A 17,695-nucleotide genomic window follows, 5' to 3' on the forward strand; every position below is an offset into this window, starting at 1 on the left:
AATTTGTTTATACACAATTATACCTGCATAAGGATACTTGTCAATACCTTTCAGGACTGTTTACCAAGGGTTTTTAGGATTTGTTATTATATTGTTGCATAAATTGTTCAAAGGCCTGGCCTTCGGCTAGCAGCTGCTGATATGCCGATGTCATTCTAAGGTGATATAATGTCGTAAATTCACGCCAATTTTTTAACGATAAACCCGGAAAGGAGCAGTAAGCCTATGCAGACACAACCTCGTTTCTTGACGAAAACCCTTTTTAACCTCGCGATGACGTGCCCGACAAAGCTGTACTACGCGGGAAAAAAAGAGTACGCCAACAGGACCCTGGACGATCCCTTTTTGCAGGCTCTGGCCGACGGAGGCTTCCAGGTGGGAGAGCTTGCCAGGGAGTATTACCGCCACGAAGGCGAAGCCACCATGGTCAACGAGACAGACCCCGACAAGGCAAAGCGCAGGACGTACGATCTGCTGCAAAAGGATTCCGTTGTCCTATTTGAGCCGGCATTTGGGTATAAAAACCTCTTCATGCGGGCAGACATCCTGAAGAAAGAAGGAAACACCCTGCGCTTAATCGAGGTCAAGGCCAAATCGTACGACTCGGCGAAAGGTGCGGGCTTTTTGTCGAAAAACGGAAGCGTCAGCCCCGAATGGCTGCCCTACCTGCTCGACTTAGCCTTCCAGTACTTCGTCCTCGGGAAGGCCATGCCGGGTTACACCGTGAAACCGTACCTCATGATGCCTGACAAGGCCAAAAGGTGCCCCACCGACGGCCTAAACCAGAGGATACGGATAAAAAGGTTCCCCGACGGCAAGGGCGTCGAAATCCAAAGCAACCTTGCCGATGAAGACCTGAGCGAGCGCATACTTGAGGAAGTTCCGGCGGAAGAGGCCGTTTGCGCGCTCCTTGAAAGCAGGGCAGACAGCCTTCACGACATGCTCGACGGCAAAACTCTGGAGGAGGTTATATTGGGCCTTGCGGACTTTTACTTGAAAGACGAAAAGATAAAACCTCAGCCCGGCGCCAAGTGCCAGTACTGCGAGTTTAAGGCTAGTGAGGAACAGATACAGCAGGGTCTTTGCTGCGGCTTCAGGGAATGCTGGAAGGAAAGCTTTAATTTGACCGACAGCGATTTTAACAAACCGCTGATCCTCGACCTGTGGAACTTCCGCAAAAAGGACGAGTTGATCTCCCGGAAGAAAATTTTTCTGGCCGATCTGGGTAAAGAGGACCTGCCCAAGCCAAAGAACAAAAGCAGAGGCCTAACGACGAGCGAAAGGCAGTGGCTGCAGATAGAAAAGGCCGTATCCGGCGACAGCAGTCCTTACATCGACAAAGAGGGCCTTAAAAGCGAGATGCGGTCCTGGAGGTTTCCGCTTCACTTCATCGACTTCGAGACCGCCACGGTTGCAGTGCCCTTCAACAAAGGACGCCGTCCTTACGAAGCGATCGCCTTCCAGTTTTCGCACCACGTCGTCGAGCGGGACGGATCGGTCCGCCACGCCGGGCAGTTCATCGAATCAAGCCCTGGAGTTTTTCCAAACTACAGCTTCGTTCGAGCCTTGAAAAGCCAGCTTGAAAAAGACGACGGCACGATATTCAGGTACGGAGCTCACGAAAATACATATTTAAACTTCATAGCGGCCCAGCTTCAGGATGACCCTCTGCCTCCCGCAGACGCTTCTGATCTCATCTCCTTTATACGGGAGATAACGGAAACGAGAAACGCGGAGACGAGGGAAAAGGTCGCCGGCCCGAGGAACATGGTCGACATGCTCGAACTGGTAAAAAGATATTATTACGACCCGGCCATGAAGGGTTCCAACTCCATCAAGGCGGTGCTTCCTGCGATGCTCAACGGCTCCGCTTTCCTGCAGGAATTTTACGGCAGGCCAGTATACGGCGCCAAAGACGGCATCAAAAGCTTTAACTTCATGGATTGGACCTGGGTGAAAAAGGAAAACGGACGCGTCTGCGACCCTTACGGCCTGCTTCCAAAGATTTTTGAGGGCCTCGACAAAGAAGAACTCGAGGACTTCCTCTCCTGTTTCGACGAAATTCACGAGGGCGGAACGGCCACCATGGCCTGGTGCAGGATGCAGTTTTCGGAGATGTCCGACAGCGAGCGGAAAATGATCACAGAAGCTCTCCTGAAATACTGTGAGCTTGACACGCTGGCAATGGTCATGATCTACCAGGGGTGGGCAGATATGGTGGGCGCCTAAGAATCTAATAGATAAAAACATCAATGGCCCTCCGGCATCATGCAAAACAAAACAGCTGGAGGGCCATTAAAATCTGTAAGCACGGTAATCCACACGTTAAACTTCACCGGCACCTCTCCCACAGCCTTGCCAGCCTGTTTATCCAGCCTCGAAGGAAGGCGCGGAAGGCTGCCTTGTCGGCGGTTAGGCTTTGGTAGTAAAGCGTCCGCTGCCATAAGACGACGGCGCATAAAGACCTTAAGGAACTTGCCCGTTCGGCCACGGCCGCCAGGGTCTTTTTGCCGATGATTCCGTCAGTTACGAGCTGGTCTTTGTCTTTGTCTTCGTTCATCACGTTTAGCGCCTCCTGCAGGAACTTCACACCCTGCCTGACGCCGCAGTTTACGGCCCCGTCAAAGACGAGCAGGTCGATAGGGCTGGGCAGTTTATCGCACCCTGCCGGCTTCCAGTAAAAGGCGTCGTATATCTTTAAAGCCTGCTCGGCCGTGAGGTCTCTAACGTTACCGGGCAGGCCCGGGATCGTCTTTCTTGCCTGCTTCAAGGTGGCGGTGGTGATGCCGTAGTTCGTGGCACCGCCAGGGTCTTTCGGGTGGTCTACGTCAGCCGCCTTCTGCGGCCAGGATGAACAATTCAGCCTCTTTAGTCATCTTCTCACTTCCTTTCTGTCTTGTAAAAGTCGCACTCTATGCACTTCCTCAAGCCGGCCTGCAGCTCGTTAATCGCTTTTGTGAGCTCGCTCATGCGCGTTTCCATGCGGACGAGCAGGTAAGCCGCCACGGCGATGGAAAAGGTCGTCTGGACGGTCGAAGTAAAAAACTCTTCCAAGGTTTCACCTCCTTTTGTTAAAGGTAAAGGCGGGAGCGATGCTTCCCGCCGTGAATGCAATCACCACATAGGTCCCACATAGGTAGGGCAGCGCCCTTAAGTAGTTTTGCTACACCAGCTGAACGGTGCCGGTCTCTACGAGCTCGGCCTTGACGATCGCCGTGGGCGGTATGCCGAATATGCTTTGAGATATGATAGTGTTCATCACCGACTCCACTTCTGAGGCAGTCAGTCCGTCCTTTACGTCGGAGATAGTCAAAGTCCACGGGCCGTCTTCGGTCTCAAAGGTCATCCTCAGCCTTCTGGTCTGTTTAGGTTCCATTTCGTATCACCTCCATTCGTTAAAGTTTGCTAAAGCTTACTGCACTCTGTCCGTGTCTACCTTTTGGATCTCGACCAGCGGGTATGCCAAAAGTCCGGCGATTGCGTTAGCCACCGCCTGCACGTCAGCAGCTTCGGCCGCTACGTCGATGCCTGCGATGGACTTGCTCCTGAGCTTAGGCTTTCCCCACTCGTCCGCACCGGTCCTGAGCCTCAACGTAAGACGGCTTGCTATGGGCTGATATTCTGCCATCTTTATCCCCCCTTCTCAAATGTCTTTAAGCTCACAATACACTGGAGTAAAGACACATTCAATTCGCATAATTTACGCGGTAACAGGAAGAAAGTTGCAGACATGAGGGCGGACGCTGTCTTTCTGCCATTTGCCAGTTCGCCCGGCAGGCGCTAACGGCAAGGCAAATGCCCTGCGACCTTAGGCAAAAGGAATGACAGAAGCATTTCCAGCCGACGTGCGGCCAAAGGAAGACGTGAAAGCATGGAAAACCTGTCGTCGCAGGCTTTAGGCAGGAGGCGAGAAAAGGCCGGCCTTTACGGTAAAAGGCATCTTGCAAGGTAAAAACATCTTCATTGAGGAGCTTTCACGGCCGCCACGAGCGCGCAGGTTGCCGCGGTCAAGCCATTCAACTCAATGGCGGCTTGAAAGCATGCATGCCCTGCGCGCTCAACAGGCGGCCTAGCCCCGTCGGCGCCATGCGCAAAAGCCTGCGCAGCAAAGGCGGGCAAAGCCGCAGATGGCGCATGGCTTGCCGACGGAGGGCAAGGGAAAGGACAGGAAGGCGGTCGCAGGGCTTTTATCTCATGCAGCCTCAAGGCCTGGAGGTTGCCCGCCGCCTCGCTTCCGCTTGCGCGCTTTAGCTCCCTCCCCCCGCCCGCCCCCGCTCGCAAAAGCGCGCTTCGCTTCGCACGGCGGCGGCCTTCATAACCCCCCCTCTCCCGATTCTCGGGGTCTCCCCCCAAAAGGGGGGAGAGAAAACAAGGAAACATCACATTTTCCGCCCCCAAACGGTGGGCGGACTAAAAAGCATGCTCGAGCAGTCGCCTTGTCAAGCGCAGGCCCTCCGGGTCGGCTGCGCCGACGCTTGACAAGGCGCCTTTGCTCTCGCAAAGACAAAGGCGTCCGCCCCCGTTTGGGGAAAAATGTTTAGGTTTCCACTCCTCTGTCGTGCTCGGGTTGCCTTCGTGGGCGCGCACTTCGGCGCGCTGTTGCCTGCGTGGTCCCTCTTTTCCCGCTCGCTTGCTCGCGGGGGCAGGCAAAAGAAAAGCCCGGCTGTGTGCCGGGCCTGCCTTAGTTTTCTTTATCTCTCGTTGGCTGCCTGCCTTAAGTTCGCGTCAAGGTAATCTATAAGCTCACTTGCCTGCTCCATCGTGAGGTCTGCCGTGCTCGATACGCCGTAGCGGTCATGGATGATGTTTCGGATCGTGTTTTCGTCCCCCCGGCCTTCTTGCATATGGCAAATATGGCCTTGCGCTGGTTTTCCGTGGCCATGCGCTCGGCGTGAAGCGGCACGGCGCGGGCAGAGGCGGAATATGCTGCGCCTGCCGGAGGAATTTCGCGCACCTCGGCGGCGAGGTCTGCATCCTCGAGATCCTGGGTGAAGATGTCTGAAAGCGAACCTACGGTCAGCGCTGCGTCCACAAGTGCGCGCTTTCTGGCCATCTTCAAAACAGTATTCGCAAGCGTATACGGGTCTTGCTTGGCGTACTTGCGCTCTTTCGTGTTCGCCTGACCTAAGCCTTCGGTGATCGTCTCGCCGTTTGCGGCCACCAGCGAGCAGCGCACCATGTAGGCAAAAAATCCGGCCTCAAAGTCTTCGACTTTCCCGACTATCTCAAATCTGCTGCGCAGTCCCAGCAAGACCGTTATCTTTTCCGCGCCGGGCTTCAAGAGCACCTTTCTATCCCCCGCCCCGGGTATTGCGCCGTAGTCCCTGCCTTCCTGCAGCTGCGTTTTGACAAGCTCCTGAAAGGCGCCTATTTTTGCCAGTGCCGCGGCGAGCTCGCGCGGGTCCTTTCTGGCTACTATCGAAAGCTCGTCTTCCACCCTTTCAATCATCACATCTTCTCTTACCGTCGCCATCTTTATGCCCTCCTGTATGTTTTAGATTTTTATTTCTTTCTGAAGGTCGTAAACTTCCCGAAGGTGCAGGAAAATATTGAACCCCGCCTCAAGCAGGCGGTCGCTCACCCTCATGTCGCGGTGGTCATCGTCGTCTTCCCGCGAAAAGCGCAGGATCCTCACTTCTTCGATCGGGTATTCTTCGTCTTTCAGAAGCTGCGCATATGCCGCGACCTGTATGACGTGCTCGGCGTAGACGTTTCCGGAAGTTTTGATATCAACTAAAGTCATCTTCCCATCAAGCTCGCCGTACCAGTCGATCGTCCCGCCTGTGCGGTAGCGTTCGCTTACAATCTGTTCCTCTATCATGTGGGTCTGCATGTCGTGGTTTACAAGCCATGCGCGGAACTTGTCGGCTGCGTTGCGAGCCGCCTCGATTTCCTCGCCCGTGTACTTTGAAAAATCGACTTCGGGGCCGCCGACCATGGCCTGGATTATCTCGTGGGCGCAGCTGCCGGCACCAGCTGCGGCGGCCGTGTAGGCGGTGGTGTCTATGCCCTGCAGGCCCATTTTGTTCGCCCATGCCACGAGGTGAGGCTTGTTTAAGAGGCCAACTATTGTGGTTACGCCCGGAACGATCGTTCCGTCCGCGAGGCGGTAACGCTGATGCGCCCTTGCCCTCTTAAAAGCTCTCTTAGTCGCCATTTTTATCGCCCCTTTTGGCCCACCTGTAGGCGGCAAGCTGTGCCGCGATGGCCTGCTCGTCGTTTTCGATCTTGATGGTCCAGCTTCCCGTGCTTGCTACGACCGCGCCGTTTTCTTTGACAATCTTCATGATTTTGCCTCCTTGTTCATGTCTTATAGGTATATTATATATCTTAAAGGCTTTATGTCAATGATAAAATCATATAGACTTTATATGACCATTGCTGACCTTCCTTATGGGCGGCGTCAGCCGCTGCGGGCCGGGAAAGCTGGCCTTGAATCCGAAAGCGGCTCGCCCTCTCTTCCGCCCCGCCCCACCGCCCGCCCGCCGCGTGAGCGCAGCCAGCGAGCACCCGCCGACCGCGAGCACACGCCCTCGGGGCGTGGGCGAGGGCAGCCATGTGCGAGCTGGCAAGGGCACGCGGCGGGCGGGAAGCCGGCCAAAATAAAAGGCCCCGGGCTTGCGTCCCGAGGCCGTCAAATTTTCCTTTAAAGCAGCTAAAGCGGTCTGTCGTCTCTTTCCGGGTGAGTCCTGGCAAACTCAAGCAGGGCGAGGCAGTTCCATGCGGCATGGGCCAGGTGGCTTATGCCCGTCTCTTCGTCTGCGTCCTCCCCTGCCCACCAGCTCCAGAGGTGCCTTTGAGCGGCCGGAAAAGCCTCCCCCAATCAAGGCCCGCCTCCCAGTTCCTTTCCCCGTACTTTTCGGCACCGTACGAAAAGACACGGGCCAATTCCTTTAGGGCAAAGGGCGGGATGAGGTCGTATCTGAGCTTTCCCGCGTCGTCTTTTACGGCCTGGGTCATTCTTCGTCCCCTCTTACTATGGGCGTGTAAAGAAAGCAGGGCAGGCCCCAGGCGGGCACGTCATCGCCCACGACCTTGCAGAACTTCCCGCCCGACCTGTGCAGGCAGTTTCCGCACATGGCCTTAAGTTTGTCCGTCATAGCTCTTCGTCCTCGTCCGCCGTCTCAAAGTGGACTTTCAAGGGCCTGTTTTCCGCTCCACATGCCGGACACGTCCATGGAAAATGCGTCCCAAGCATGCATATATCCTCATCTTCGACCTTCGTCCCGCATTTGCTGCACTTCACGAACAAGAGCATCGCGATCACTTCCCTTCTTCAATTTCGCTTACCACAACTACCGTCCTTGACGCCGTCTTCGTCGGCACAATGACGACCTCGGATTCTAACCTGTCTACCTGCGAGTCGTCGGACCAAACTCCTGCTTCCGTCATGGCGTCAAAGAGCACCTTAAACCTGTTGTCTATGTCCCACCTGCCCCGCGAGTGGGCAAAAAACTGCACGCGTATGGCTATGCGCCCTCGAAGCGGCCTGTCGTGAGGAACCTGAAGCAGGGCAAACATCGCCTCCCTCTTCCAGCTGCGGCCCGTCTTCGTGAGAAATATCCCGCCCCTCGGGTTTACGCCGTAGCAGCGCCACAAACTCGGCGGCACTCCCGGGATTTCTGCCTCAAAAGTCTTTGCCCCGTCCGAGGTCATCATGGCAACCACCTAAAACAACCCCGCCTTGAAGATCGGCTTAACTTCGCGCTCTCGCCTCACCGGCCTTGCCTGCCCCGTGAAGCTCATCGACTCGCCATCGTAGGCGAGCTCAAAAGACCGCCCAGCCACGCCCCGACGGGTCTTTGAGACAGTAGCGATGATGCGCGGCGCGCCGTAAGGTTCAAGGGGTGCGTCCTTAAAAAGGTCTATTTGGGCGTTGGCCAATTCCTCGACGATGCCGCCGCCTTTAGCGCTACCAGAAAACAGCGAACCGGAAGCCTGAAGCTGCTTGCTTGCCCTTCCCATCTGCGAAAGGAGGAGAAACATAATGCCGTACCTCTGGGCCAGCTCCTTCAAAGTCGGCATGACCTCGTTTACGCAGTCGAGGTCTGACTGCCGCGGCTTACGCAGAAGCGTCAGGTAATCTACCGCCACGAGCGACGGCATGTAGGCTTCAACCTCGTTTTTTAAGTCGTCTATGGTCATGCGCTCGCACCTGCCGAGAAGCTGCGCCGTCGGAGCCTCTGCCCCGTAGATCAAGAGCCTGTCGGCGTACCTTTCCCGTATCTTTTTCATCGCGCATTTAAAGCTTTCCGTCTCGTTTTTGACATGCCAGCGCACGCGGTCGGCTGTAGCATGCATCTCGCGTTGAAGCAGCCTTTCGGCTATCACTTCGGGCGCCATGTCGAGGGAAAAAAGCATGGCCGTGCCGTTTTGGTTTGTTGTGAGGTACTGCTCGATCCCGGTGAGCATCAAAGACGATTTCATCGACCCTTGAGCGCCGACCAGCACGAGAAGCTCACCGGGAAGCAGCCGGCCGAAGGAGTTGTCAAGCTCTTCGATGCCGAAGCCGAACTTGTCTGAGTCGTCCCACCTTCTGACCTCTTCCTTTAGCCGACGGACGTAGCCGGTAGCTGTAAAATCAAGCCTGCCTGCCGACGCTACCTCTTCTGTTATGGCCCGCGTTACGGCGCGCCTCAAGGCCTGCTCGGGCAAGGGAAAACCAACCCTGCCTATGATGTCTCGGACATAGGCGGCGATGTCGGGCGCCTTCAGGCCACGGCCGTAAAGCCTTTTTGTCTCCGATTCGATCATCTGCTCGATGACGAACAAGCCCTCATCGTGGGGCATGGAAGAGACGAGCTCGCTCGTTACGGCGACCACGCGGGCGACGTGATCGTCCTCGGATTCCGGCCTAATTTCGGGCTTTGGCGTGTCGTCTTCGTCCGTCCAGCTCGTGTCCCATGTCGGGCCTTCTGCTGTTTCCGTCTGGGCTGTCTCTGTGCGCATTTTATCCGCCATCGTCATGCCACCTCCTCCCTCTCGCCGTTGTCGGCGGGCGCGATGTCAGGATCTAAGCCGGACAACCAGCGGTCGAGGCGCGGCACGTACTGCACGTCTCGGGAAAGCACGACACGGGCCCAGGCCTCGATGTTTGAAAGGCGCATATTTGCCCTCTCCTTGTCTGCCAGCACATCGGGCGAAAAGACAGCAAAAAATAGCCTTTTTGCCTCCTTTGCGTCGCCTATCCTGTCGGCGGGCCAGGCCGAGGCAAGGTCGCGGAAGAGCGACTCAAGGCGATCCGCCATACCTTTGGGTAAACTGGAGACAGCCGATCCGTCGTGATACCTGCCCTCAAGCACCTTTGCCATGTTCGTGGGACAAATCAGCCAGTCAAAATCCGCTGACCAGTCGGCCTTGCGTCCCATCAGAAAGTCACTTGCCCGTACGGACTCGAAGTACTTCCGCCACCAGTCGAGCGTCTGACGGCTTTTGTCCTCGCGCCACCTCGCCCTCAAGCGCTTTTCTCTCGTCGAGTTCCAGACTTTGACGGCCCGAAGCTCGGGCAAGACCTCATGGTAAATGGCGACGATGTCCCTGTGCGGACAGGGCGGGACGGAGGCGGGCTTTTCGCCGGCCTCGGCGTCGGTATTTGAAGCGGTCGGGCCAACCGAGCCGGCAGGGCCGCCCGTGGCGCTGGCGGTAGTTTCAAGTACTTTAGGCTGGTTAGGGCATAAGCTGTCTTTAGGTTCTACCGCATCGCAGCTTTCTGTTCGTTCTGTCGGTTTCGTCTCGGAAGTTTCGGCTTCTGCCCTAACTGCCGTATCTTGAGATGTACCTGTCAGTTTTTCTGCCCTACTGGTGAGTCCGTCGGATTCGTCCGCGGACGCTTCCGCGTAAGCGGAAGTAATATCTATATCTTCTCTATTCTTATCTGTTCTATTCTTATCTACAGCGGACATTGTCCCGACACTGTCCCGACACTCTTCCGAGGTTTCCGCCTGCTCCTTTTTTCGAGAAGCCTTGCGGCTGCTGTATTCGTCGGCCATTTCCGCTAAAGCGTCGGTCGAGATTTCCGCCACCTCCACGCCCGAAACTTTGCGGAAACTCACCGAAAACAGGCCAAGTTCCCGGCAGTTTTCCGCAAGTTTCCGGAAGGTTTGAGGCGGAACTCCTATAAGTCCGCACCAAGTTTGAAGCGGAAAGCAGGCGGAACCCGACGCGGACGCGCCCGTTTTCCCGGCACTTTCCGCTATGATCTCCAAGATATTCCAGTAAAAGCCGTACCCCTCAAGGCCTCTCGTCGCCTTGAGCATGGCAAGTTTTTCCGTCCGTGATGATGAGGTGTCGTGCTTAAACCACTTCATAGCTTCCCACCTCTTCGCCTTCCGCCGAGCCTTCCGCGTCTTCCGCGTATTTCTCGTATTGCATGTCTTCCATGTCTGCTGCATCCGCCGCATCTTTTCCCTGCCCTTGTCCGCTTCCGCTCACTCCAAGCTGAAGCTGCAGGGGCATGTCTGTAAAGACTTCCGCCGGGTTTACGTCAAGCAGGTTCGGTATGTCTGCGCCGTAAACGTAGTTTCTGAAGGGCAAAAGCTCCTGAAAGTCCTCGACGTCGTGTCGCATGTCAAGGTAAGTCGTCGCGTCCGCGTCCTCCTTTATGTGCCTCAGCTGGTGGTATAAAACGGCCGTAACGGCAGAAGGCGGCAGGCGGTCGAGCATCGCAAGGCGTAGCTTTATGACGAACTTCAGCCTTACGCCCGCTATTTGGTAGATGACGTCTTCCACCCACTCGGGCATCTGCCAAATGGAGGCAGGCTCCTTTGCCTTCCTTGAGACGCAGTCGACGAGGAACAATATCTCGTCGGGGTTTGCCGGCATGTCGAACTTTTTGACGAGCATCCAGGCCGCCCGCCGATATACGCAGGCAACCCTGTTTTTGCCCTTGCTAAGCTTTGCTGCAAGCTCAAGCGTGAGCATGGTTAGACCTCTGCCTTTTCATCTTCCGGATCGGGAGACGTCGAAGGTTCGTCTATGTCGGCGATGATCTCTGCCGGATCGACGCCGAACATCTCGCATATCTTTGCTAACAAATGCAGCGAAAGTTGACGCTTGCCAAGTTCTATATTTGAGTAGTGCCCTTGGGCGACGCCTAAAGCCTCTGCCAGCTCTGCCTGCGAGAGGTCCTTTTTTACCCTCATGATCCGTAGGTTCTTGCCGATCTTCTTCCTGTCCCAGGTGTACACGCACCTTCCCCCTTTCACTGGCTTTCGGCATCGATTATACAGGCAAATTGACTTTCTTTCAATGAGAAAATCTATAATGCTTTATATAAAGCCGGATAGGTACAACTTGCTTAATACAAACAAATGGAATAATATATAACCTAAATGATATACATGGGGGGATACATCTTTGAGCAGGGGTTCTGAAGGTAAAGACGAAGCTCAGCTGGCAAAGCGCATAGGGATAAGGATCAAGCTTGCTAGGATAAAGGCGGGAATGATGCAGAAAGACCTGGCCGAGAAGGTGGGCATGCATCCGATGAGCTTAAGCGCCATTGAGGGAGGCAGGCGGGGGGTGAGCGTGCCTCAACTGTTCGCACTGGCAGAGGCGCTTAACGTCCCGGTGTCGTATTTCCTGACCGGGGCGGAAGAGGAGATGTCGAAAGAAGCCGACGAGTACACGGCAGAGCTCGAAAAGCTGCTTGCCATCCTCATGGAGCGGGACGCAGAGGCCGTGGCAAACCTGCGAAGCGTCATGGAAAGCTGGGACAAGCTCTCGCCCGCGGACAAGAAGTTCATCATAAACACAATCTCATACGCGCTGAAAAGCGTCAGGGAGCGCATGGAAGAGTAAAAATATCCAACTTCACATACAGGAGGCGCTGCTATGGATCCATCAATAGCGGCGCGTCGGCTTTTGGAGGAGGTCGGCGCGCCTTGCGATGAAGATGTCGTTTTATTGGCACTGAGGAAGCTCGGCATCGAGGTGATACGGGGCATGGCGGACAGCATCGACGCAATGCTGATCCACGTTCCGCCCGGTAAGCCCGTCATAGCGGTAAACTCAAGCCGTCCGCTGTGCCGGAGGCGGTTTTCCGTTGCACACGAAATAGGCCACTACCTGCTTGGGCACAACTCGCTTTCCTTTTCCGAGAGCGGAGCCGGCATGATAAAGCGCGACCCCAGGCAGGAGCGCGCGGCCAATGCCTTCGCCGCGGAGTTTTTGATGCCCAAAAAGCTCCTGGCCCGCGAGGCGCACAGATACAGCCTAAGGGCCCTTGCCCGCCGCTATTTGGTCTCCATGCAGGCCATGGAGATAAGGCTTAAAGAGCTGGGGTTGGTGTGCAAAGGGAGTTAACCTTGTTACAATTAATGTAATATTAATAATTGATCGTGCTGTTACAATTTTTAGTCATTTGTCAGCTATATAATATTTTTACTGGGAGGGCAAGTCATGACAATGGAAGATGCCTTAGACGAGCTCGAGAGCTTTATAACAAGCCTTGAAGAAAAGGGAGACCTCAGCAAACGGAAGTTAGAGCCTTCTGAGATTGGGATATTTTTGAGATATATGGATAAATATCGGGAATGTCTAAATGAACTTTATTTTTCTAAATATAAAAGGAAATCTTATTCTGTCGATATATACAAACAGCACAGCAAAAAAGCTGTTGAACTGTTTATCCAAGAAGCGATCTTGCATGCATTGGATATCAATCACAAGAGGCCTGATAAACCATTTAAGGATCGCTTAGGTGAGTCTATAAATAAACTGAGAGACAAGCTTATTACTTCCCCAACGCATTGGAAGGTTCATATGCGCATTGGTGGGGTGGCGCCAGAAGATCTGCCATATAAATTTGGAAAAGTTGAGTTTTGGATAGCCGATGAACATAACTTAGAAAAATTGAAAGATAAGCATAATGCCATCGTCGATTCCAGGACGGAACCTCTAGAAACAAAAGAATTTTTGAAAACCGATTTTGAGGATTTTATTAAAAGATATTTTTTTAATCATCCAATAGCAACGGTAGAAGTATGCGCTTGTGACGGAGAAGCCGCTTGCTCTGCGGCACGGCGCGAATTGCGTTTAACCATGGACGTGATCAATTTCTATAGCGGACCTGACCTTGGCGCCCAGATATATTTTGTAGGGGAACTCCAGCCTACGAGAGAAGTTTTATTAGCTTTTGAAACTCATCAGCATTCTTATTACCAATTACCCAGGCGCATAGGGCCTTTTGCCCTTTTGTCTTTAAAGGATATAGAACCATCCAGAGCAGAAAAGGTAGGTTTTTATCGTATAAATGAAATCCTTGCAAAAGATGACCGAAGCCAAATCGAGGAGCGAATATTGGCATCCGTTCAATGGGCAGGCCGAGCTGCAGTAAAACTGCAACAACGCCCCGAAGAGGCATTCCTCCATTACGCGATCGCTCTTGAGACCATAATGCTGGGAAGGCAGGAAAATAAGGAAATTGCATATAAATTGAGAATGCGTACGGCGCTTTTGGCTGGAGAAACGCTGGAAAAGCGAACAGAAATCAAAAAGGAAGTCAGAGATTTGTATGATATAAGGTCAGAAATCGTTCACTCTGGCCACTATGAGGTGACCGATGCGGATGTTGGAAAGATTAGCAAATTAACGATCGCCTGTATAAAGCGTATACTTACTGAAAAGCCTTTTACGTCGATGACCAAAGAGCAGGAAATAGACAATTGGTTTGATCAAGCCATGTTGTCAGGGCGTTTATTAGTGGATGACGCTCAGTAAAATATGAAGTAGGAATGGTGATGATCTGTGGACTCATAGAAAAAGGGCAGAGTTTGCGAAACTGAGCCGCCCCACCTTTCCCAGAAAATAAATTTCTTGGGGGGTGAAGCCGCGAAAAGCAATCATGTTGTACATTTTTGACCTTCTAATTTGGACATATTCATGATATCATTTCAATAGCCCTTAGTTATGGCAATAATACCTTTCTAGTATTAGCGTATGTTTTAATAAATCTGTGTGATTTTGTAGCTAAATTTAGTATCGCTGATAATGTTAAGTCTATTAAATTTCTTTTAAAGCTGTTTTACTTGCAACACAAGCTTAGACTAGAATTTCTTATGTTAGTAAAACGGTAAACATCAAATTCTAAACATAAAAGGGGTGAATACTTTCAAATGCAGGTATCAGATTATTATCCTATCTCACTTGATGAAATAGAGGCAAAAGTCTTAAAAAAACTAAAACGAAACTGGATGCAAAAATGCGAAGATGTCGAACCTCTGGACAACGTGAAAGAAATTACAAATGATTTTGGTGAGAAAATTATTCGAGTTGATGGCGAGATACCGGTCGATCTACCAATTAACAATGGAGATAGATTTTTGTTCATAAGTTATGATCAATCTAGTTTGACGCATGGTTTGCATAAATATCCAGCTAAATTTTTTCCCGAACTTCCACGTTGGTTAATAAAACGCTATTCAAAAGATAAAGACTTAGTTATTGACCCATTTATGGGCAGTGCCACAACAAATGTAGAAGCACTTTTAGCAAGAAGACATTCTGTTGGCATAGACATTTCTCCCTTTTCCAGGTTTCTCGCTAAGGTCAAAGTTACGCCGATAAATGAACAAGAGCTTGAAAGGTGCAAAAAAGGAATGTTACGCCTATTGGTGAATTATCGCCCCGAAAAAGTAGCTAATGAAGATATACCTACCTTTCCTTATCGTGATAATTGGTTTAATAAAGAAATCATATTAGAATTAGCATATATTAAAAAATGCATTGAAAATTTAGATACTAGTGAAGATATTAAAGATTTTTTTAAAATATGTTTTTCATCTATAATTCGCTCCGTTTCCAATGCCGATGACAATTGCACTAGAACAGTGATACGCAAAAAGCTTAAAAAAACAGTGAACCCCTCTGATGCACTCAGGAGGTTTGCAGAGGTCATTCTTACAAATATCCCTAAAATGATAGAATTTTCTAATTTGTGCCCCAAAAATATAAGCGTTACTTTTCCCGAAGATATGGATGCGAGAAATATAAAATACGAAAATGAAACTTTTGATCTTGCACTAACTTCTCCACCTTATGCTAATGCAGTGGACTATCCAAGGATGCATCAGCTAGAAACTTATTGGTTAGGTTTTGCTAAGGGCTCTCTTGCAACATTAAAGAAAAAACAGGTAGGAACGGAAAGTGTAACTGCTAAAAAGTACAAAGATTTACACTTAACTGGGATAAAAGAGGCCGATAAAGTGATTACAAGGATATATAACAAGGACCCTCGCAGAGCATACATAGCTTATAAGTATTTGATGGATATGGAAACCAACTTAAAAGAAATTTACAGAGTTTTGAAGTCCAATGGAAAATACGTTATAGTTGTCGGCAATAATAAAATAAGAGGTGAAGTTTTTGAAAATTGGAAATATATAATTTCGATGGCAGAAAATATAGGATTTGTATTAGAAAATTATTTCGCGTCAGAAATTATTAAGCATTTCATTAAAGTACCACGAGAAGAGCGTATAGATACAGATTGGATTTTGGTGTTAACGAAAAGATAGAAAGCGAGGTAGTGGATTAAAATGAGTAGCAATCAAGAAACCGAACTGAGCCAAAATCAAGAAAAGGGGAAACAAGCATCAGTAAGTGGATTTGCCCATGAGCTTATAGCTGCTGGGATTTTAATGAAGCGATACCAAAATGTCTCCTTAGTGGATTTGCCTCTATCGCCCTACGACTTAATCATAGTTCTAAAAGCTGAAGATGGTTCAGAAAATATTATCCGCGCTCAGGTAAAAACTGCTACTAAATCTATATCTTTCACTGGTGGCACTAGGGGCGGAGTCGATAGGGAATACAAATCAGGCGTTAAGATTTATAGACAATCTAAAAAAACATCCGATGTTGTCATCGGAGTAACTCCTCGATTGAATGATGAGGGAGATAAGGGATATGATCTTTACTTTGTTCCCACAATATTAATTGAAAAACTTAACCAGAATAGTATCTCAATCAATAAAATACCATTTTTAAAGAACAATTACGATATGTTAAAAAAATGCAAGGATGAAAATGAGGTCTCATCTTTATATGAGAAATATAAACATTTACTAGATAAATAAAAAATAAAAATATGCCAGACAAATTGAAACAACCTTGATATTAATCCAACGTTATCTCTTATTTCTTCGCATCTTTCACCCTCCCCACCCTCTTCCTCGCCGACACAAGCTTATTGACAGGCGAGGCATGGCATGTTGCTCTTTTATGTTGCCTAGCGTGTAGGCTACGTAACGTTTGGTCATTGCAAAATCGGTATGGCCCATAATACTCTGCAACGACAGCAGATCCCCAACCTTTCGCAGGTAAGACATGGTAAAGACATGTCGCAGGTCGTAATGCCTTTAAACATACTTTTGCCTGTTAGTCCCAGGAGCTGTTTTAAGGCGTCATCTTCGACCAAGACGATACATTCATCGTCTTTCCTCTTTTTGAGGCCTTCCAAGGCGTCTGGACGGCAGCTTTTCATGTTTACCGGCCACAACTGCCGGAGACGCAAAACCGTCCATGAAAGATAAACGCCGGACTTGAATATCGTTGAGAAATAGAATATAAACTAACTGGAATAAAAACATATTACACCACAGGAAGGGAGGAAAGACCTTACATTTTGGGAAAGATGCGGATTTCTAGGAGTTATCTAAAGCACTGCATTATAAAATCCAGTCCGGCGCTCCTAAATTTGGACAAAAAAATTCCCGACAGGCCAAGAAGGCTGTCAGGAACTGATTTCTGGTGAGCCGTGCAGGATTCGAACCTGCGACTCCCGGATTAAAAGTCCGGTGCTCTGCCACCTGAGCTAACGGCCCTTTTGTAAAGTTTATCAGCAATAACCTCAAGCCCGAGCAATAGCAAGTTATCACAGCTTGCGAAATTAGTCAACATCTTCCGGCCATAGAGACAAAAATTTTTCCACCTCTTCAATGATCTTTTTACCCTCACTTAGCTGACGCATTACTTCTGAAAATGCAGTTCCTCCGTAAGTCTTGCGCCTTTCAACGGAGGAGCGAGGGTTTAAATTTTCAAGAATCTCTTCGTCAAATTGAGGGATCAGGCTTCGCCATTCCTCCAGGCTCAAATCTAAAAAGTTTTTGCCCTCATTTAAACACCACTTAATGGCATTGCCCACCAGCCAGTGAGCTTTCCTGAAAGGAACACCTTTCAAGACCAGATAGTCAGCTACATCTGTAGCCAGAATAAATCCATCCTCGAAGGCTTTAGACGCCCCATCGACATCAATTTCTACTTTTAAAATCAGCGGTGGCAAAACGTCTAATATGCCATGTAAGGTCTGCAAAACATTCATCAGGCTTCGCTTATCTTCTTGCAGGTCCCTATTATAAGCCAGGGGAAGGCCTTTCAGCATGATTAGAAGGTCCATATAGCTTCCCAAAACCTGACCGACCTTACCGCGCACTAATTCAAGCACGTCGGGATTTTTCTTTTGCGGCATGATACTTGAACCGGTGCAGAAAGCATCAGGAAGCTGCACAATCCCAAACTCGTCGCTGCTGTATATTATTAAATCTTCCGCTAGTCGACTGCAGTGAACTAAAAACAAAGAAGCGAAGTGATAAAAATCAGCAATGTAATCGCGGTTAGCAACGGAATCTATGCTGTTTTCAGTAGGCTTAAAGAAGCGTAACAACTTGGCAGATAGATGCCGATCCAAAGGAAAGGT

22 protein-coding genes, 1 tRNA gene and 1 pseudogene are annotated in these 17,695 nt (G+C 50.6%); 6 read left to right on the top strand and 18 right to left on the bottom strand.

Annotation, left to right across the window (positions count from 1 at the left end; translation table 11 throughout):
• Positions 1-225: 225 nt before the first annotated feature.
• Entirely contained in the window at positions 226-2,229 is a 2,004-nt protein-coding gene (locus tag AC5SXE_RS09655; protein WP_493917258.1) for a DUF2779 domain-containing protein, read from the top strand.
• A gap of 103 nt (positions 2,230-2,332) precedes the next feature.
• Here the strand turns inward: AC5SXE_RS09655 and AC5SXE_RS09660 are convergent, their stop codons facing one another.
• The 16 genes and pseudogenes from AC5SXE_RS09660 to AC5SXE_RS09735 form a co-directional block, all read right to left on the bottom strand.
• A complete protein-coding gene (locus AC5SXE_RS09660; RefSeq protein WP_493917259.1) occupies positions 2,333-2,770 on the bottom strand; it encodes a glycoside hydrolase family 108 protein in 438 nt (145 codons plus the stop codon).
• A 110-nt stretch (positions 2,771-2,880) separates the two neighbouring features.
• On the bottom strand, positions 2,881-3,054 hold the full coding sequence (locus AC5SXE_RS09665; protein ID WP_303883994.1) for a YvrJ family protein: 174 nt from the start codon (positions 3,052-3,054) through the stop codon (positions 2,881-2,883).
• Positions 3,055-3,163: 109 nt separating this feature from the next.
• The gene (locus AC5SXE_RS09670; protein WP_493917260.1) at positions 3,164-3,376 is read right to left on the bottom strand and encodes a DUF2922 domain-containing protein; all 213 of its coding nucleotides are present in this window, start codon (positions 3,374-3,376) and stop codon (positions 3,164-3,166) included.
• Positions 3,377-3,412: 36 nt separating this feature from the next.
• Positions 3,413-3,628: a DUF1659 domain-containing protein gene (locus tag AC5SXE_RS09675; protein WP_493917261.1), complete on the bottom strand. Its 216-nt coding sequence runs from the start codon at positions 3,626-3,628 to the stop codon at positions 3,413-3,415.
• A gap of 332 nt (positions 3,629-3,960) precedes the next feature.
• Positions 3,961-4,383 (bottom strand): hypothetical protein, encoded by a 423-nt coding sequence (locus AC5SXE_RS09680; protein ID WP_493917262.1) that lies wholly within the window; start codon positions 4,381-4,383, stop codon positions 3,961-3,963.
• A 352-nt stretch (positions 4,384-4,735) separates the two neighbouring features.
• Entirely contained in the window at positions 4,736-5,473 is a 738-nt protein-coding gene (locus AC5SXE_RS09685; protein WP_493917263.1) for a hypothetical protein, read from the bottom strand.
• 21 nt (positions 5,474-5,494) lie between these two features.
• Positions 5,495-6,157, bottom strand: coding sequence for a hypothetical protein (locus tag AC5SXE_RS09690; RefSeq protein WP_493917264.1), 663 nt, complete (start codon positions 6,155-6,157; stop codon positions 5,495-5,497).
• Positions 6,147-6,287, bottom strand: a complete 141-nt coding sequence (locus AC5SXE_RS09695; protein ID WP_493917265.1) for a hypothetical protein — start codon at positions 6,285-6,287, stop codon at positions 6,147-6,149. Before AC5SXE_RS09695 ends, AC5SXE_RS09690 begins: the two co-directional genes overlap by 11 nt.
• Before the next feature lie 368 nt (positions 6,288-6,655).
• Positions 6,656-6,960 (bottom strand): annotated as a pseudogene (locus tag AC5SXE_RS09700) (dATP/dGTP diphosphohydrolase domain-containing protein).
• The gene (locus AC5SXE_RS09705) at positions 6,957-7,100 is read right to left on the bottom strand and encodes a hypothetical protein (RefSeq protein WP_461368997.1); all 144 of its coding nucleotides are present in this window, start codon (positions 7,098-7,100) and stop codon (positions 6,957-6,959) included. Before AC5SXE_RS09705 ends, AC5SXE_RS09700 begins: the two are co-directional and overlap by 4 nt.
• Complete coding sequence (locus tag AC5SXE_RS09710) at positions 7,097-7,258, bottom strand: hypothetical protein (protein ID WP_493917266.1); 162 nt, start codon at positions 7,256-7,258, stop codon at positions 7,097-7,099. Before AC5SXE_RS09710 ends, AC5SXE_RS09705 begins: the two co-directional genes overlap by 4 nt.
• A 5-nt stretch (positions 7,259-7,263) precedes the next feature.
• Positions 7,264-7,656, bottom strand: coding sequence for a RusA family crossover junction endodeoxyribonuclease (locus tag AC5SXE_RS09715; protein WP_493917267.1), 393 nt, complete (start codon positions 7,654-7,656; stop codon positions 7,264-7,266).
• A gap of 12 nt (positions 7,657-7,668) precedes the next feature.
• Complete coding sequence (locus AC5SXE_RS09720) at positions 7,669-8,967, bottom strand: DnaB-like helicase C-terminal domain-containing protein (protein WP_493917268.1); 1,299 nt, start codon at positions 8,965-8,967, stop codon at positions 7,669-7,671.
• A complete protein-coding gene (locus tag AC5SXE_RS09725) occupies positions 8,964-10,256 on the bottom strand; it encodes a hypothetical protein (RefSeq protein ID WP_493917269.1) in 1,293 nt (430 codons plus the stop codon). The genes AC5SXE_RS09720 and AC5SXE_RS09725 overlap by 4 nt, the downstream gene beginning before the upstream one ends.
• A gap of 37 nt (positions 10,257-10,293) precedes the next feature.
• Positions 10,294-10,920: a putative metallopeptidase gene (locus AC5SXE_RS09730; RefSeq protein WP_493917270.1), complete on the bottom strand. Its 627-nt coding sequence runs from the start codon at positions 10,918-10,920 to the stop codon at positions 10,294-10,296.
• Between the two features lie 2 nt (positions 10,921-10,922).
• Entirely contained in the window at positions 10,923-11,186 is a 264-nt protein-coding gene (locus tag AC5SXE_RS09735) for a helix-turn-helix domain-containing protein (RefSeq protein ID WP_493917271.1), read from the bottom strand.
• Positions 11,187-11,355: 169 nt separating this feature from the next.
• Between AC5SXE_RS09735 and AC5SXE_RS09740 the strand changes: the two genes are divergently transcribed.
• The 5 genes from AC5SXE_RS09740 (at position 11,356) to AC5SXE_RS09760 (ending at position 16,076) form a co-directional block, all read left to right on the top strand.
• On the top strand, positions 11,356-11,799 hold the full coding sequence (locus tag AC5SXE_RS09740; protein WP_493917272.1) for a helix-turn-helix domain-containing protein: 444 nt from the start codon (positions 11,356-11,358) through the stop codon (positions 11,797-11,799).
• Positions 11,800-11,832: 33 nt separating this feature from the next.
• Positions 11,833-12,303: an ImmA/IrrE family metallo-endopeptidase gene (locus AC5SXE_RS09745; RefSeq protein ID WP_493917273.1), complete on the top strand. Its 471-nt coding sequence runs from the start codon at positions 11,833-11,835 to the stop codon at positions 12,301-12,303.
• A gap of 96 nt (positions 12,304-12,399) precedes the next feature.
• Positions 12,400-13,719, top strand: coding sequence for a HEPN domain-containing protein (locus tag AC5SXE_RS09750; protein ID WP_303884145.1), 1,320 nt, complete (start codon positions 12,400-12,402; stop codon positions 13,717-13,719).
• A 395-nt stretch (positions 13,720-14,114) separates the two neighbouring features.
• A complete protein-coding gene (locus AC5SXE_RS09755) occupies positions 14,115-15,515 on the top strand; it encodes a DNA methyltransferase (protein ID WP_323721671.1) in 1,401 nt (466 codons plus the stop codon).
• Between the two features lie 21 nt (positions 15,516-15,536).
• Positions 15,537-16,076: a hypothetical protein gene (locus AC5SXE_RS09760; RefSeq protein ID WP_323721672.1), complete on the top strand. Its 540-nt coding sequence runs from the start codon at positions 15,537-15,539 to the stop codon at positions 16,074-16,076.
• Between the two features lie 671 nt (positions 16,077-16,747).
• Here the strand turns inward: AC5SXE_RS09760 and AC5SXE_RS09765 are convergent.
• Both AC5SXE_RS09765 and argH read right to left on the bottom strand, forming a co-directional pair.
• Positions 16,748-16,823 (bottom strand) — tRNA-Lys (locus tag AC5SXE_RS09765).
• A gap of 65 nt (positions 16,824-16,888) precedes the next feature.
• The coding region (gene argH / locus AC5SXE_RS09770; protein WP_493917274.1) for an argininosuccinate lyase at positions 16,889-17,695 on the bottom strand (807 nt) is incomplete at its 5' end.

This window comes from Acetomicrobium sp. (assembly GCF_059026225.1).

Coding starts and splice junctions, on each gene's coding strand:
- AC5SXE_RS09675 (WP_493917261.1), bottom strand. CDS start 3,628: ATGGCAGAATATCAGCCCATAGCAAGCCGTCTTACGTTGAGGCTCAGG.
- AC5SXE_RS09705 (WP_461368997.1), bottom strand. CDS start 7,100: ATGACGGACAAACTTAAGGCCATGTGCGGAAACTGCCTGCACAGGTCG.
- AC5SXE_RS09720 (WP_493917268.1), bottom strand. CDS start 8,967: ATGACGATGGCGGATAAAATGCGCACAGAGACAGCCCAGACGGAAACA.
- AC5SXE_RS09670 (WP_493917260.1), bottom strand. CDS start 3,376: ATGGAACCTAAACAGACCAGAAGGCTGAGGATGACCTTTGAGACCGAA.
- AC5SXE_RS09685 (WP_493917263.1), bottom strand. CDS start 5,473: ATGGCGACGGTAAGAGAAGATGTGATGATTGAAAGGGTGGAAGACGAG.
- AC5SXE_RS09710 (WP_493917266.1), bottom strand. CDS start 7,258: ATGCTCTTGTTCGTGAAGTGCAGCAAATGCGGGACGAAGGTCGAAGAT.
- AC5SXE_RS09750 (WP_303884145.1), top strand. CDS start 12,400: ATGACAATGGAAGATGCCTTAGACGAGCTCGAGAGCTTTATAACAAGC.
- AC5SXE_RS09725 (WP_493917269.1), bottom strand. CDS start 10,256: ATGCTCAAGGCGACGAGAGGCCTTGAGGGGTACGGCTTTTACTGGAAT.
- AC5SXE_RS09690 (WP_493917264.1), bottom strand. CDS start 6,157: ATGGCGACTAAGAGAGCTTTTAAGAGGGCAAGGGCGCATCAGCGTTAC.
- AC5SXE_RS09730 (WP_493917270.1), bottom strand. CDS start 10,920: ATGCTCACGCTTGAGCTTGCAGCAAAGCTTAGCAAGGGCAAAAACAGG.
- AC5SXE_RS09695 (WP_493917265.1), bottom strand. CDS start 6,287: ATGAAGATTGTCAAAGAAAACGGCGCGGTCGTAGCAAGCACGGGAAGC.
- AC5SXE_RS09745 (WP_493917273.1), top strand. CDS start 11,833: ATGGATCCATCAATAGCGGCGCGTCGGCTTTTGGAGGAGGTCGGCGCG.
- AC5SXE_RS09760 (WP_323721672.1), top strand. CDS start 15,537: ATGAGTAGCAATCAAGAAACCGAACTGAGCCAAAATCAAGAAAAGGGG.
- AC5SXE_RS09755 (WP_323721671.1), top strand. CDS start 14,115: ATGCAGGTATCAGATTATTATCCTATCTCACTTGATGAAATAGAGGCA.
- AC5SXE_RS09715 (WP_493917267.1), bottom strand. CDS start 7,656: ATGACCTCGGACGGGGCAAAGACTTTTGAGGCAGAAATCCCGGGAGTG.
- AC5SXE_RS09655 (WP_493917258.1), top strand. CDS start 226: ATGCAGACACAACCTCGTTTCTTGACGAAAACCCTTTTTAACCTCGCG.